The following is a 14,559-nucleotide window of genomic DNA, read 5'->3' as shown; positions in this document are numbered from 1 at the left end:
GCTACATCCTCCAGTTGCCGTTGAGGTTGCGAAGGAATGACTCGAACATCAGCAACGTCCACAGCGGCGCGCTGTAGTCGCGGCGGCCTGAGTGGTGATGGTCGAGCATCTCTTCCAGGAAGGCGCGGTCGAAGATGCCGGTGCTGGCCAGTGTCTCGCCGAGCAATGCCTCGCGGATGCGCTCCTTCAGCGGGCCGCGGAACCAGCTTGCCAGCGGCACCGAAAAGCCCATCTTGTCACGGTACAGGATGTCCTCGGGCAGGTACTTTTCGAGGCCCTTCTTGAAGATGTACTTGCCTTCCGTGCCGCGCAGCTTCATTTCAGGCGGCAGGCCGGACATCCATTCGACCAGCTTGTGGTCGAGCAGCGGCACGCGCACTTCCAATGCGTGCGCCATGCTCGCACGATCGACCTTGGTCAGGATGTCGCCGACGAGGTAGGTCTTCAGGTCGAGGTATTGCACCAGCGACAGCGCATCCTCGGCCGGGCAATTGTCTGCGTGCGCCTGCAGCACACTGTCGGCGTGATAGCCGTTCAGGATGCGCTTGAAATCATCGCTGAAGAGGCGCGTACGCATCTTGTCGTTCATGATCGACACGGTGTGGAAATAGCCTTCCACCGAATCGCGCGCCAGCGCTTCGAAAGTCGATTTGGCGCGGAATACGCGCGGCGCCCAGTCAGCCTTCGGATAGAGCTGGCCCAGCGTGCCGAAGATCGGCTTGCGCGCCGCCAGCGGAATCGTCGAGCGCAACCGTTCTTCATACATGTGCCAGCGGTAGCGGCGGTAGCCGGCAAGGTTCTCGTCGCCGCCGTCGCCGGACAGCGCAACCGTCACGCGCTTGCGCGCGAGCTGGCACACGCGATAGGTCGGGATGGCGGAGCTGTCGGCAAAAGGCTCGTCGTACAGCGCCGCCAGCGTGTCGATCAGGTCGAAGTCGTCCTTGTCGACCTGTTCCACGTGGTGCGCGGTGCCGTAGCGTTCGGCGACCTTTTGCGCGTATTCGGATTCGTTGAATTTCGGGTCGCCAAAGGAGATGGAACAGGTATTGACGGGTTCCTTCGTCAGCCCGGCCATCATGGCTACGACGCCGCTGGAATCGACGCCGCCGGAGAGGAATGCCCCCAGCGGCACTTCGGCCACCAGCCGGATGTCCACCGCCTCGCGCAGGCGCGCGATCAGTTCTTCCTGCGCCCGTTCGTCGCTGATATCGCCATGCGGCTTGAACGGCACATCCCAGTACTTGTTCACTTCCGGCAGGCCGCCGTTGCGCAGCGTCAGTGTGTGGCCTGGCGGCAGTTTCATTGCGCTGGTGAAGATCGTCTTGGGCTCCGGGACGTAGCCGTACGCAAAATAATCCTCGATGGCGCGCGGGTCGATCTGCCGGACGAGGCCGGGATGGGCCATCAATGCCTTCAGTTCGGACGAAAAGATGAACATGCCGTCGTCGAGCATCGCGTAATACAGCGGCTTGACGCCCAAGCGGTCGCGGCCTAGGAACAGGATCTGCTTGTTGCGGTCCCATACGCCGAAGGCGAACATGCCGCGGAAGCGGTCCACGCAGCGCTCGCCCCACTGTTCCCACGCATGCACGATCACTTCGGTATCGCAATGGGTGCGGAAGGTGTGGCCCAGCTTGACGAGTTCATCCATCAGCTCGGGAAAATTGTAGATTTCGCCGTTGTAGGTCACCACCACACTGCCGTCTTCATTGAACAGCGGCTGCTGTCCCGAGGACAGGTCGATGATCGAAAGGCGGCGATGGCCAAAACCCACGCCGGGCTCGATATGGATGCCGCCTTCGTCAGGGCCGCGATGGTGCTGCGACTCATTCATCTTTTCGAGGAGCTGGCGATCGATGTCCCGCCTGCCGCGCGCATCCACAATACCGACTATTCCACACATGATTTACGAGGCTCCCTGATTTTGATCTTGGTATGGCATAACGAATCGTACATGTCCAGATACGCATTGAGCATGGCGGCCATGCTGTATTTCTGCATCACGCGCTCGAGACCGGCCTTGCCGTGCTGCGTCGCGAGCGCCGGTTGTTCGATGTAGCATGCGATGGCTTTCGCGAGCGCTTGCGGGTCGCGCGCCGGGACCACCAGGCCGGTCACGCCATCAGCGACGACTTCCGGAACGCCGCCTACCCGCGTGCCGACCACCGGCAATCCGGTCGCCATGGCTTCCAGTGCCGAACCTGGCGTTCCCTCGGCGATGGACGACAGGACGAAGACGGAAAAGCCGCGCAGGATTTCGTTGACGTCGGTGCGTGCGCCGGGCAGCCAGACCTTGTCGGCGATGCCCGCCGACGCGACCTTTTCCCTCACCGCTGCCATCATCGGCCCGTCGCCCACGATGGCGAGGCACAACGCCGGCCATTGGTCCGGGGCCATGTCTTTCAGCAGCAGGAAGGCATCGACCAGGCCGGGATGGTCCTTCACGTCCTGCACCCTTCCGACTGTGCCGATGACAAAGCTGCCGGGCGGGAAGGGGACCGAAGCCGGCGCTGGACCCGGCTTGTATTTCCCGGTATCAATACCGTTATGAAGCAGGCGGCTCTTGTGCCCGGGGACGCCGATAACCTCGCGGTTCCAGCGCTCAAGGTCGGCCGAATTCGAATAGCAGCAGTCGTAGAACGGAATCATCCTGCGGCGCAGGAAATTGTGCTTTTTATTCCTGCCTTCCGGATCGCTGGCGTCACGTCCATGCGATCCGCTGACACGCACCGGCACGCCGGCCAGCAGCGCGGTAATGCCGTACTCTACTGCCGACAGGTTGTAGGTGTGCACCACGGCCGGTTTCAACTGCCGCAGCAACTTCCACAACTTGACGTGGGTTTCCAGCGCCATGCCGGCCGGCTTGTGCAGCGAATACAGTTCGACATCCGGTCGGGTAATCTTTTTCGCAAAATCGGTGTGATAGGTGAGCGACACCACCGCGTGGCGGTAGCGGTCGGCCGGCATGCGGTTGATGCGTTCCACCAGCATGTTTTCCAGTCCGCCGAAGTCGAGGCGGAAGATCAGGTGGACGACCAGGGGCGGCGCGCTCATTGTGCTGCTCCCGGTTGCGAGATGCCGGCGGATGCCAGCGTTTTCTCGATTGCGCCGATGTTCTCCGACAGGAAGCTGCGCAACGCGCCGCGCGCTTCCGCCGCGTTCTGACTGTACGGCGCAAACACGATCACCGATGCCCCGTCGCCACCCCGCATGAGCAGCCGTTCCCGGGCCAGCAGCAGCTTGCCGGCATAATCGCTGGCGGTGTGCGTACCGTCGATCCAATACCAGTGCCACACGATGATGGGATTGCCTGCAATCTCGATCGTCGCTTCGCGGATCTTCAACGTCCGGCCGCCAAAGGTTTCCACCTGGCCGGCCGAGGCGACCTGGCGCATGCCGGCATCCTTTTCCCCGACCATGCGGTTGATCGAGCTGATGAGCTGCGAATCCCGTCTCGCCTCGCGGTAGTACAGCAGCGACAGGCCGACCTGCTTGCCGTCGCGTTCGAAGTAGCGCGTGAATTCGGCGCTCGGCTTGCTGAACCTGGGCGTCCACTGCGTAAAAGGTGTGCGCTCCTTCCACGTCGCCGCCATTGTTTCCGGAAGGACCGCCGCAACACGCGGAGCCGCTTGCTCAATATAGCGAGCATAGACCGGCCATACGGCGACAACGGCGATCGCGGCGCCGGTTGCGGCGACGAACATGGGCACGGCGGCGCCGGCTTCGGACGGTCCTGTTGTCGCCTCCGCGGCGCCCGGCGTTGCCTGCATCTCTTCACGCCAGAAGCTGCCGATCCAGAACATGGCGAACATCACGATACCGAAGAAGACCCAGCCGTAAATTAGGTGGTCGACGCCAACTGCCAGCGTCATGCCGCTCAGGTGGCCGAGCATGACGATCATGTAGGCACGCAGGCCGTTGGCCACGATGGGAGCGCCAATCGAAAGCAGGATGAACAGCGTCCGGCGCAGGCGCGAATGGTAGTTCAGGTAGGCGTACAGGCAGCCGAGCGTGAACGAGGAAATCAGGTAGCGCACGCCGCTGCAGGCTTCCACCACGGCCCAGCTTCCCGTCGGGATCTCGAAGTGGCTGCCGTTGCGCAGAACAGGAATGCCGCTCATCTGCAGCGCAGCAACAGTGAAGTCGGCAGTCACACCGATCAGCGGCTCGATCAGCACTTCGCCGAATGGAACCGCCAGCAGCAGGAACAGCAGCGGAAATGCCATTGCCCACGCCATGCGCGGACCGAGGACCGTCAGGCAGATAAGCGGAATCATCGACACGAAGGCGTATTGCTTGACGACCTGCACCGCCGCCAGCTCGGCCAGCAGCCATCCGCAGCCGCAGCCGGCAAGCAAGAGCAGGCCAGGCCACCACGGCCTGGCCGCATGCAGCGGCAGCGTCTGCCGCCGTCGCCAGATGAGCCAAAGCGAGATCGGCAGAATGATGTAGCCGTGGGCGAAAGTGTCGGACTTGTTCCAGATTTCTACGATGGACTCGACGGTCTGGAAATACACGAAGAATGGTGCCAGGACCGCGAGGGCGATTGCCGCGGCCTTCCAGGTGCCCGTGGCGTCGCGACTGGCGGCCGGCGCGAACATGTTCGGTCCGCTCAGCATGCCATTGCTGCCGGTGTGCCGGCTTCAAGCAGGCTGTCGACGCGCGACAGGTTGCTGGTCCATCCGTACAGGTCGATGACCTTCTTCCTGGCCGCCGCGCCAATGGTGGTATCGGGCGTGGACAGCAGCGTGTTAACGGCGGCCACGGTTTGCCCTGCGTCCTGCGCCAGAACGATATCGCGGCCTGGCTCGGCCTTGATCCCTTCCAGTGCCTGCGGCGACACCACCACGGGACGTGCCATGGCCATCGCTTCCAGCACCTTGTTCTGGATGCCGCGCGCGATGCGCAGCGGCGCCACGGCCACGCTGGCGTAGGCGATATAGGGCCGAACGTCCGGCACCGTACCGGTCACATGAATACCCGGACGCGACGCAAGCGCCTGCACCTGCGCAGTCGGGCGCGCACCGACAATGTAGAACTGCGCGCCGGGACGAGCCTTCAGCACGGACGGGAAGACTTCGTCAGCAAACCACTGCACCGCATCGACATTCGGCCAGTAATCCATCGCGCCGGTGAAGGCGATGGCAGGCTTGCCGTCGGTATAAGGATTGACGAGCGCAGCGGACGGAGCGAAGTAATCGGTGTCGACGCCGTTGCTGAAGTAGCCGATGCGCGCGTGCGATTCCGGCGCCAGTTGCCTGAACATCTCGGCTTCCGGTTGCGAGACGAACAGCGAGGCGTCGAAGCGTTGCGCGACATGGCGCTCGTAGGCCAGCAACTGGCGCGCTTCATGCCCGTACAGCCAGCTCATCGGCCAGGGCTTCTTCTCGGCGTACTGGCGCCACTTGTCGGAGTCGATGTCGACAAAATCAATGACCCGCCGTGCTTGCGCATAGTCCATCACGTATTGCGCCATCGGCGAGGAAAACACCAGCACGCGGGAAATGCCGTGTTCGCGCATGGCCTGCCTCACCCATTCCTGCAGGCCCGCATTGCGGTAGTAGTCGACGCTCAACACCCCGTTCGTCAGCAACGCGCCAAGGCTCCGCACGCGCGACTTCAGTGGATCGAGCGCTGCAAAGTGCGTGCTTGCGCACAGCTTCTTCACGGTGTCGGTGTGCTGCCAGTCATCGGCATCGTCGACAAAGGTGCCGAGGTGCACGTGGTAGCGCTCGGCCAGGTGGCGCAGCAAGTGGTATGAGCGGATCTTGTCGCCCTTGTTGGGCGGATAGGGGATGCGGTGTACCAGGTAGAGAAGATGTTCCACGCGCTTACCCCAGGCTCTTGACGATATGCGGCCCCAGCACATTGGCCAGGCCCAACGGCATGCGCTGCCAGATCTTGATGAACAGCTGGAATTTCGGGCTCAGTGGATTGTTGTCCGGAACCGTGGTCGAGCGGACCAGCTGGTATTCGTAGTGCAGCGGCTGCGGCGCGAAACCCCAGTTCTTCTTGAAGTCGAAGGCGCCGGTGCCGACCTTGCTGCGGCCGAAATCGAAGACCTTGACTCCCTTCTCGCAGGCGCGGCGCATCAGTTCCCAGTACATGAAGTCGTTGCCCGCCACGTCGCGCGCCTCTGCCATGCCGCCGCCGTAATAGGGCAGAACTTCATCGCGGAAGTAGAAGCTCAGCACGCTGGCAATGATGCGGCCGTCCAGGGTAATGGTCTGCACCTCGGCATCCTTGCCGAAGGTCTCCAGCAGGATGCTGAAGTAGCGCTTGGAAAACACAGGCGTGCCCAGCCGGTGCACGCTGGTGGAGTAGGCGCGGAAGAAGCGTTCGACATCGGTATCGATCTCGCTCTGCAGGCCGGCCTTGATCCCCTTGCGCACCATTGCCCGCTGCTTCTTGGGGATGGCGAGCATGTTCTGTTCGACGTCGGGCAGGATCTCCTTGCGGAACGTCACATACAGCGACTTCGAAGGCCAGTCCGCGTGGCGTGGTTGCAGGTTGCGGTATTCGAGCTGGCCGACATCCAGTTGCCGGGCAAGCTCTTGCGCGGCCTTGTCGAGCGCCTCGCGCGCGGCGTCGTTGTCGGCGGCGATCCCGCCATAGACGCAGAAGGGCAGGGAACTCAGCGTATGGCCGAACAGGCGGCTCTTGATTTCAGCCAGGCACACCACGCCCTGGATTCTGCCGCCGGCTTCCGCATACATGAACCATGTCTTGTGGCCGAAGGCGCGCTCGATGACCGATTGCCAGCCGGCGCGATGGAAGAAGGTGGCTTCCGGACAGGCTTCGACGAAGGCATCCCAGCGGGCCGCATCGCCCGCGTCCATCAATTTGACTACGGGCGCTGCCGCTGCCGGCGCGTTCCGCCGCTCGACGGCGACTTCGATAATCGAACTCATTGTTTCGCCAGGAAGATGTGATCCATGCGACCCCACTTGAAGTCGCGCGTGAGTGCTTGCAGCCGCGCTTCAGTGCGGTGCAGGTTGACGTAGTGGCGGAAGCGCGTCTTCAGTCCGATGTTCTGCTGCCGCGGCTGGCCGGTATCGATTTCCCAAGGATGGAAGTAAAAAATCGCAGGCTGCCCGTCGCGTTCGTTGACCTGCTGCATGAGCCAGCGCGACACCGCATAGGGGAAGAAGCGGAAATATCCGCCCCCGCCGGCCGGCAGGTTGCGGTTCATCAGGCGCACCGTGGTGATCGGCAGCTCGAGCAGGCCATCTTCACTCTTGGGATAGAAGGCGAAACGCGGTGCGTCTGGCATCCCGTAGTGATCGTGTTGTACCGGATAGATGCTGGAGCTGTAGCGGTAGCCTTCGCTGTACAGCACATCCAGCGCCCACAGGTTGCCGGTCCCGATGGAAAAACTCGGCGCGCGGTAGCCCTTCACCTCTTGCCCGCTGATGTCTTCCAGGATGCGTTTGCTGCGGCCGATGTCGTCACGGAACTGCGCTTCGGTCAGGTCCGATGCGCGCTCGTGGCCGTAGCCGTGGCTCGCCAGTTCGTGGCCGCGGTCGACGATGTCGCGCACCATGGCCGGGTAACGTTCCGCGATCCAGCCAAGGGTGAAGAAGGTCGCCTTGATGCCTTGTTCGTCCAGCAGGCCGAGGATGCGGTCGATGTTCGCTTCCACGCGGCAGGGCAGCGACGGCCAGCTGTCGCGCGGGATGTGCGGCGCGAAGGCCGAGACCTGGAAGTAGTCTTCCACGTCAATGGTCATCGCGTTGTGGATCGTTGTCGAAGTCATGCTCGTCTGCCGGCAAACGTTGATCTCAGCACTGAAAACCGTTTTCCATCCATTTCTCGATGGTCTCGGCGATACGCACGGCCGCCTTGCCGTCCCAGTACTCCGGAATGCGTCCCGACTTGCCGCCCGAACGCATGATGTCCTCGAACACTTGCAGGATGGTTTCCGGATCGGTGCCGGCGATCGTATTCGTGCCCTCGTGTACCGTGATCGGACGCTCGGTGTTGTGGCGCAGCGTGATGCACGGCACGCCCAGCGCCGTCGTTTCTTCCTGCACACCGCCAGAGTCGGTCAGCACCACGCGCGCGCCCTGCATCAGGCCGAGCATTTCGAGGTAGCCCATCGGCGGCAGCAGCAGCACACGCGGCGTATTGAGGAGTTCGGCCAGGCCGGATTTTTCGATCACGCCGCGGGTGCGCGGGTGCACCGGGAAAATCAGGGGCAGGCGCTCGCTGACGCGCACCGCGGTTTCCAGCAGCGGACGGAGCACGGCCGGATCGTCGACATTGGACGGGCGGTGCAGCGTGAGCAGCGCGTGGTGCGTGTGGCCTTCCATGAAATGCGGACGGTCCGCGTCGGCCACGATCTTCGACACCGGGACTGCGCGCGCGAGATTATTGCGCAGCGTATCGATCATCACGTTGCCGACGAAATGGATGCGTTCGGCGGCGATGCCTTCGCGCAGCAGGTTTTCCTTGCCGCTTTCCTCCGTCGTGAACAGCAGGTCCGAAATCTGGTCGGTCAGCACGCGATTGACCTCTTCCGGCATCGCACGGTCGAAACTGCGCAGGCCGGCCTCGACGTGGATCACCGGGATGCCCTTCTTGGTTGCCACCAGCGCGCAGGCTATGGTCGAGTTGACGTCACCGACGACGAGGACGGCCGCCGGCTTGTATTCATCCAGCACCGGTTCGAACTTGCGCATGATGTCGGCGGTCTGCACGGCCTGCGTGGCAGAACCGACTTCGAGGTTGATGTCGGGCGACGGAATGCCGAGCGCATCGAAATACTGGTGGTTCATTGCCACGTCGTAATGCTGGCCGGTGTGCAGCAGGCGCACCAAGGGCTTCGAGCGCAATCCGTTGAGCGCCGTGATGATCGGCGCCATTTTCATGAAATTGGGGCGTGCGCCGACGACGCAGAGAATGCTGCGTTGCGCGGGGGAGCTGGCATGGGGCGTGGTCATGGATTGGGCTCTTCCGGAACTTTGATCTTTGAAGAAAACAGCAACTTGGTCAGCGCGTCGATCATGGACTGGATGGCACGCTCGATCCGGGCGAGGCGCTCGTTCATGTATTCCAGGCTCTGGACATTGGCGTCGAAGGATGCCGCCAGCATCGGCGCGGGCGCCGCCTGGGGTGCTGCCGCCAGTGCTGACTGGTCGAACTCCTGCTGGATATCCTTGATGACGGAATCGACATGGGAGCGGTCGAATTCATGCAGTTCCTCAAGGTAGCCCATCAGGAACAGGCGGTCGCACAGCGTGTTGATCTTGCGCGGGATGCCGCCGGTGTATTCGTGGATGCCGGCGAAGGCATCGTCGTGCAGGACCGGATCCTTGTTCCATCCTGCCGTGTGCAGGCGGTGCTCGATGTAGGTGCGGGTTTCGTCCGCGTCCATCGGGCCGAGGTGGTAGGTCGCGATCACGCGCTGGCGCAGTTGCAGCATCTCGGGACTCATCAGCGTCTTGCGGAATTCCGGCTGGCCGAGCAGGAAGGTCTGCAGCAGGCAGTTGTCGCTGGTCTGGAAATTCGACAGCATCCGCAGTTCCTCGATGGTCTGCGAATTCAGGTTCTGCGCTTCATCGACCACCAGCAGCGCGCGCTTGCCCTGCTCGTCGATCGCGCGCAGGAACTTCTCGATGCGCGTCAGCAGTACTGCCTTGCTGGCATCTTCCAGTGGAATGCCGAAAGCGGATGCAACCATCTTCAGCGTGTCTTCCGAGGACAGGTGGGTGTTGACGATCTGGGCCGCGACAATCTTCTCGGAATCGAGTTCCTGGAACATGCTGCGCACCAGCGTCGTCTTGCCCGCACCGACCTCGCCGGTAATGACAATGAAGCCTTCGCCCTGCGACAGGCCGTACTGCAGGTAGGCCATCGCGCGTTTGTGGTTCCGGCTGCCGAAGAAGAACCTCGGATCGGGTTTCAGCTGGAACGGCTTGGCCGACAGGCCGTAATAGGACTCGTACATCTGACTACTGGCTCCACTAGAATTGCATCGAGACGAACGCCGTGATCGCGTTTTCCTGGTAGGCGTTGAAGCCGGTGTCCGATGCGGTTACAGCATGTCGCAGTTCGAGTACACCGTGGAGCTTTGGCTGGAACTGGTGGGCGAGGCCAATCCTGTAGGTCGTCAGTCGCTCCTGCGCGCCGGTGGTCTGCAGTTTCTTGCGGATCTGGTCGGCGCTGAAGTTCGCGCTGGTGCGGCCTGAGAAACGCCAGTTCCACAACGCCGATGCGCCTAGCTGGCGCGTGTCGCCCAGGTTGACGGCCCCCGTATCGACGGACTGCGGTGAGCGCACGGAGTTGGTCAACGTGAAGAGGACCGAATTTTTGGCACCGGTAAAGGCCGCGGACGCGCGCAAGGATTTTTGCAGGAAGAACTGCGTGGTCAGGTAATTGATCGTCCGGGTCAGCGAAGACGGCAGGCCATTGGCGGCAATGAACCGGTCGACCGCGAGCTGCCGCAGGGCAGGATCCGGAATGCTGGTCTGGAACAGCTGGTTCAGGAACTCTGCGGTGCTTGAAGTCGAATTCAGTGCAATCTGCGCCGGCGTGTTCGTTACGCTTTCATCGTAGACGACCTGCCAGAGCGTGTGGCGACTGCGAACAGTGCTGTTCAGAGCGAACGTCGTGCCATAGAAGTGCTTGCCCACATTCCAGGCCAGGCTTGTTCTTTCGGTCGGGCGCCAGGCAAATCCGCCGGAGTAGAAGGTGCCGCGCGGTTCAGCCTCGCCGGGCGCGACGACGTAATCGAAGTCTTCATAGCCACCCGATGCAGTCAGCGAAAACTGTGGCGTGAGCATATAGCGCAGGTCCGCCGTGGAGGTCTTTGTGTCGACGGAACTGGTGCCGGCGCGGTCGGTGCGACGAGCGTCGTGCCGCAGACCCCACGCTAGTGTTCTCGCGGACGAAAGATCGCTGCCCACGCTTAGCGTTACCGCGTCGATATCGCTGCTCGACAGCGCCTGCGAGCTGGTGCTGACATGCGTCTTCGTATAACGCAGTTCGCCGACCGCTACGCCACGGAAGGTGTGGTGAAGGTAGGGGCTGACAGTGGCAGTACGTACCGTCGTCCGGTTAGGGTTGACGTTGTAGTTGCTGCTGGTGAGCGTGCTTGCGCCGAATAGATCGACGTCCTGCTGGTTGATCGAGGCTGTGCCGTCGACCGACAACAGGTCCTTCAGCAAATGAACCTGCGCTGCGCCATCCAGCCTGTGGAAGCTGCTGTCCCCTTTGCTGTCTCTGGCGTAGTTCAACTGCTGGAAGGTGTAGCGCGCGTTCAGCTTCAGGTTTGGGCCGGTTCCAGAGATGTTCAGGCCGGGCGAGACTTCTGTCACAAAATCGCTTTCCTCTAGTCCCCGACCCGCCAGCCGTATGTTGTCCGAATAAGTGCCGCGTACCGTGAGGGTAGGCACGATCAGCCACTCGGCGGCCTGCGCCGCGGGCGCCGCCAGGATCACTGCTACCGCGACCGCTGACGCAAAAGGGAGGTTAGGCTTGCGGACTACGTTGTGCGATCGATTTTTAGTTGTAGTAATAGCCATAGTTTTCCAAGCCCCGAAACGCTTTGGCCTTGTTGTAAATCAGGTTGATGTTCGGGCACGTTTCAATCTGGCGAAGCGCATTCTTCAGCGAGTACTGGGTCGTCTTTTCGCCCTCCACCACCATGACGATCTGGCCCATGCGTGTGGCCAGCGCGCGCGACTCCGTGGTCAGCAGCAGCGGCGGCGAATCGAAAATCACGATTCGGTCGTTGTAGCGGTGCGCGATTTCGTGGAGGAACTTGTTCATCGCCTTACTGGCGAGCAGCTCCGTCGAGTGGCGATGTCGGACGCCCGATGGCAGCAGGGTCAGTCGATCAATGTTCGTCTTCAGCATCACATCGGCGACATCGAGGTCGGGTTCGAGCAGGACGTCCATCAAGCCAGCATCTACCTCGATGCCCAGCTGGCGAGGGACGGACGGGCGCGCGACGTCGGCATCGATGAGCAGCACCGTATGGTCGAACTCCATTGCGATGCTGATGGCAAGGTTGATCGAGCAGAAGGTCTTGCCCTCGCCAGGCAGCGCGCTGGTGACCATGATCAGGTTGCTCGGACGCGAAGAATCGTTCTTTTGCTCGAGCACATTCGTGATCAGGCTGCGTTTGATGGCACGGAATTCTTCGGCAACGCCGGAGCGCGGGCCGTCCGGCGTGATCATGCCGCGCTCCTGCAGCTGGGCGAGATTCAGTTCGATTTTCTTGGAGTGTGCCTTGTTTTCAGCGGTGGCTGCGGCCGGAGGCGTGCTGACGGCCGGCGGTGAAACTTCTGCCTGGGCAACTTTAGGCTGTGTGGGGCGGCTGGATCCCGCCTGTGCCAATTTGCCTGCCGCCTTTTCGATGATTCCCACACTGCCTCCCGGAGAAATTGACCGGCCGCGCTACCAGCGCAGCCCCTGCAAAAAATGACCTTGTTCCGATGCCCCTGCTTTGTGCCGGCTACGATTTCAGAAGCAGCAGGCCGAACGCGCCACCTGACATCACCAGCATCACTGCGAACGAGGCTGTCAGCGCATACAGGCTCTTCTTCCGGCGCCTCTTTTCAGCCTCGGTCCAGTTCATCGACACGCTGCCCAGCACCGGTAGTCCGGTCACTTCGCGCAAATGTGCAAGACTGACGAAGGTCGGGCGAATCTGGGCGAGCACGAATCCAAGGGCTAGGCCGGCGACCAAGGCGCCGGCGAACACGATGGAGAACAGCCTTGGACGGTTGGGGCCGGTGGGATTGAGCGGAACGGTGGGCGGATCGATGATCCGGAACGTCATCATTTCTGTGGTCGCGCTAAGATCGCCCGATAGCTTCGCCGCATCCCTGCTGGCAATCAGCTTTTCGTAGTTGGCCTTGTTGATCTGGTAGTCGCGGTTCAGTTGGGCGAATTGCGCTTCCATTTCCGGTACCGCGCTGCTCATGGCCCTCAAGCGGGCGACGCGTCCGCCGTATTCCTCGACGCGCGCACGCATGGAGGCAACGCGCGCCTCGGCGTCGGAGAGCGCGACTTTCAATTGCTGCAGGACGGGACTGTAGTTTCTGCCGATGGTCGTGCTCGACGCGCGCATCTTCGCTTCCTGTGCCTTGCGAGCTTCAAGCTGGGCAATCAGGCGCTTGGTCGCAATGACGTCGGGGTGCTGTTCGGTGAACTGCAAACGGTAGCTGTCGAGTGTCTTATTGAGGGCTTCGATGCGCGCATCGAGTTCAGGATTGACGGTACCGGTCGCAGTCTGCGTGTGGTCGCCTTCAAGGATGGGTTCCTCTCCAGCAATTTCCTTCTTGATGGAATTGCGCGCTTGCTCCGCTTCTGTCAATTCCAGTCGCGCCTGGTTGAGCTGCTCTTCCGCCTGAGCCAGCTTACCGCCGAAATCGCCGTCGCCACGCGTGACGATCTGGCTGTTCTTCAACTTGAACTCCTTGATCGCATTCTCGGCGCTGACCAGTTTCTCTTCGTATTGCTTGATTTGCTCGTCAATGAAGCGCACTGCGTTGGCAGAATCTAGTTTCTTGTCGCCGAAACTGCCCTCGATAAAAATAGTCAGCAGCGATTCCACTACGCTTTTTGCGAGCTTCGGATCGGCGTTGCCATAAGTAATGGAATAGATGTCGTGGCTGGCGGTACCGGTGATCTTTATCTGGGACATCAGCGCGCTGACGTAGGCTTCCTTATCATGGTTCGACTTGGCATTGATGTCGAGGTCGACCATGCGCATCACTCGTTCCACATTGGGACGGCTCAACAGAGTCTTGCTCATGATGGAAACCTGCTGCTCGACATCCGGAATGGTCGTCATGCCGGAAAGCAACGGTTTCAGGATTGACTGCGTGTCGACAAACACGCGTGCGGATGCTTGGTAATTATTGGGGAGGGTATAGACGACAAAGAAACCGACCAGGATGACTATCCACGACGCAGCCATGGAGTACCAGCGGTATTTCCAGATCCCTTTGGCGGTGGAAATTAATTGGGTTACCAGCTGCTCCATCCTGTAAAGCCTCCCTCGTACTTTTGCGGACTTGACGAACCCATGACGAGTGTCCCACCGTCAAGTGATTATACCTATTATTGATTCCAATCATTATAATTTAGCAAGGTTCCGTTACCTGTGGTAAACATGGTTGATGCTTGACAACAAGCAAACGGCTGGAGATATTGCTTGGAGAGGCAAAGAAAGCCTGTGCAACCTGCCGAGGAACGTCACCTTCCATAGATATAGGCAAGTCAAGCAGGAAATATCAATCCGTCCGCGCGACGGCGACACCAATAAAGGGGCAACGTGATGATGTGCATCGAAAACAGGGGGAAGGCCGGGCGTTTCTTAATGACATGTGTTGTGCTGGTACTCAGTGCATGCGCCACCGATACCGGCGTCATGGCCGACGCGAACGCACCGGAACCGAAGCACGAATATCTGATTGGTCCGGGCGATACCATCAACATCAACGTTTGGCGCAATCCCGAGGTGTCGCAGTCAGTTCCGGTCCGCCCTGATGGCAAGATCAGTACGCCGCTAGTCGAAGACCTGCAGGCTAGCGGCAAGACAACGAC

General features: G+C 61.2%; 12 protein-coding genes. 1 reads left to right on the top strand and 11 read right to left on the bottom strand.

Going from position 1 to position 14,559, the window contains the following annotated elements; translation table 11 throughout:
• Position 1 precedes the first annotated feature (1 nt).
• From AYR66_RS20565 to AYR66_RS20515, 11 genes are all read right to left on the bottom strand, one after another.
• Positions 2-1,903 (bottom strand): XrtA/PEP-CTERM system amidotransferase, encoded by a 1,902-nt coding sequence (locus AYR66_RS20565; protein ID WP_088709055.1) that lies wholly within the window; start codon positions 1,901-1,903, stop codon positions 2-4.
• Positions 1,891-3,054: a TIGR03088 family PEP-CTERM/XrtA system glycosyltransferase gene (locus AYR66_RS20560; RefSeq protein WP_088709054.1), complete on the bottom strand. Its 1,164-nt coding sequence runs from the start codon at positions 3,052-3,054 to the stop codon at positions 1,891-1,893. The genes AYR66_RS20565 and AYR66_RS20560 overlap by 13 nt, the downstream gene beginning before the upstream one ends.
• A complete protein-coding gene (gene xrtA, locus AYR66_RS20555) occupies positions 3,051-4,619 on the bottom strand; it encodes an exosortase A (protein ID WP_234814960.1) in 1,569 nt (522 codons plus the stop codon). The genes AYR66_RS20560 and xrtA overlap by 4 nt, the downstream gene beginning before the upstream one ends.
• Entirely contained in the window at positions 4,613-5,827 is a 1,215-nt protein-coding gene (locus tag AYR66_RS20550; protein WP_088709053.1) for a TIGR03087 family PEP-CTERM/XrtA system glycosyltransferase, read from the bottom strand. The genes xrtA and AYR66_RS20550 overlap by 7 nt, the downstream gene beginning before the upstream one ends.
• 4 nt (positions 5,828-5,831) lie before the next feature.
• Positions 5,832-6,911 carry a FemAB family XrtA/PEP-CTERM system-associated protein gene (locus tag AYR66_RS20545; RefSeq protein ID WP_088709052.1) on the bottom strand — a complete coding sequence of 360 codons (1,080 nt, stop codon included), beginning with the start codon at positions 6,909-6,911 and terminating at the stop codon, positions 5,832-5,834.
• A complete protein-coding gene (locus AYR66_RS20540) occupies positions 6,908-7,756 on the bottom strand; it encodes an XrtA system polysaccharide deacetylase (protein WP_088709051.1) in 849 nt (282 codons plus the stop codon). The genes AYR66_RS20545 and AYR66_RS20540 overlap by 4 nt, the downstream gene beginning before the upstream one ends.
• Before the next feature lie 25 nt (positions 7,757-7,781).
• The gene (wecB, locus tag AYR66_RS20535) at positions 7,782-8,942 is read right to left on the bottom strand and encodes a non-hydrolyzing UDP-N-acetylglucosamine 2-epimerase (RefSeq protein ID WP_088709050.1); all 1,161 of its coding nucleotides are present in this window, start codon (positions 8,940-8,942) and stop codon (positions 7,782-7,784) included.
• A complete protein-coding gene (locus tag AYR66_RS20530; protein ID WP_088709049.1) occupies positions 8,939-9,949 on the bottom strand; it encodes an XrtA/PEP-CTERM system-associated ATPase in 1,011 nt (336 codons plus the stop codon). The genes wecB and AYR66_RS20530 overlap by 4 nt, the downstream gene beginning before the upstream one ends.
• Positions 9,950-9,965: 16 nt before the next feature.
• Positions 9,966-11,525 carry a TIGR03016 family PEP-CTERM system-associated outer membrane protein gene (locus AYR66_RS20525; RefSeq protein ID WP_088709048.1) on the bottom strand — a complete coding sequence of 520 codons (1,560 nt, stop codon included), beginning with the start codon at positions 11,523-11,525 and terminating at the stop codon, positions 9,966-9,968.
• On the bottom strand, positions 11,506-12,372 hold the full coding sequence (locus AYR66_RS20520) for an XrtA-associated tyrosine autokinase (protein WP_170942225.1): 867 nt from the start codon (positions 12,370-12,372) through the stop codon (positions 11,506-11,508). The genes AYR66_RS20525 and AYR66_RS20520 overlap by 20 nt, the downstream gene beginning before the upstream one ends.
• An 88-nt stretch (positions 12,373-12,460) precedes the next feature.
• Complete coding sequence (locus tag AYR66_RS20515; RefSeq protein ID WP_088709047.1) at positions 12,461-13,996, bottom strand: XrtA system polysaccharide chain length determinant; 1,536 nt, start codon at positions 13,994-13,996, stop codon at positions 12,461-12,463.
• A gap of 294 nt (positions 13,997-14,290) precedes the next feature.
• Between AYR66_RS20515 and AYR66_RS20510 the strand changes: the two genes are divergently transcribed.
• A partial coding sequence (locus AYR66_RS20510) for a polysaccharide biosynthesis/export family protein (RefSeq protein ID WP_234814959.1) occupies positions 14,291-14,559 on the top strand: 269 nt, incomplete at its 3' end.

Source organism: Noviherbaspirillum denitrificans (assembly GCF_002211445.1).
GTDB lineage: Bacteria > Pseudomonadota > Gammaproteobacteria > Burkholderiales > Burkholderiaceae_D > Noviherbaspirillum > Noviherbaspirillum denitrificans.
Note: the sequence above shows the minus strand (reverse complement) of the source record. Positions and strands in the feature narration are given on the sequence as shown.

What these genes read in the sequence shown, in the direction of transcription:
- AYR66_RS20565 (WP_088709055.1), bottom strand. Translation starts at nt 1,903, where the DNA reads ATGTGTGGAATAGTCGGTATTGTGGATGCGCGCGGCAGGCGGGACATC.
- AYR66_RS20560 (WP_088709054.1), bottom strand. Translation starts at nt 3,054, where the DNA reads ATGAGCGCGCCGCCCCTGGTCGTCCACCTGATCTTCCGCCTCGACTTC.
- xrtA (WP_234814960.1), bottom strand. Translation starts at nt 4,619, where the DNA reads ATGCTGAGCGGACCGAACATGTTCGCGCCGGCCGCCAGTCGCGACGCC.
- AYR66_RS20545 (WP_088709052.1), bottom strand. Translation starts at nt 6,911, where the DNA reads ATGAGTTCGATTATCGAAGTCGCCGTCGAGCGGCGGAACGCGCCGGCA.
- AYR66_RS20540 (WP_088709051.1), bottom strand. Translation starts at nt 7,756, where the DNA reads ATGACTTCGACAACGATCCACAACGCGATGACCATTGACGTGGAAGAC.
- wecB (WP_088709050.1), bottom strand. Translation starts at nt 8,942, where the DNA reads ATGACCACGCCCCATGCCAGCTCCCCCGCGCAACGCAGCATTCTCTGC.
- AYR66_RS20530 (WP_088709049.1), bottom strand. Translation starts at nt 9,949, where the DNA reads ATGTACGAGTCCTATTACGGCCTGTCGGCCAAGCCGTTCCAGCTGAAA.
- AYR66_RS20525 (WP_088709048.1), bottom strand. Translation starts at nt 11,525, where the DNA reads ATGGCTATTACTACAACTAAAAATCGATCGCACAACGTAGTCCGCAAG.
- AYR66_RS20515 (WP_088709047.1), bottom strand. Translation starts at nt 13,996, where the DNA reads ATGGAGCAGCTGGTAACCCAATTAATTTCCACCGCCAAAGGGATCTGG.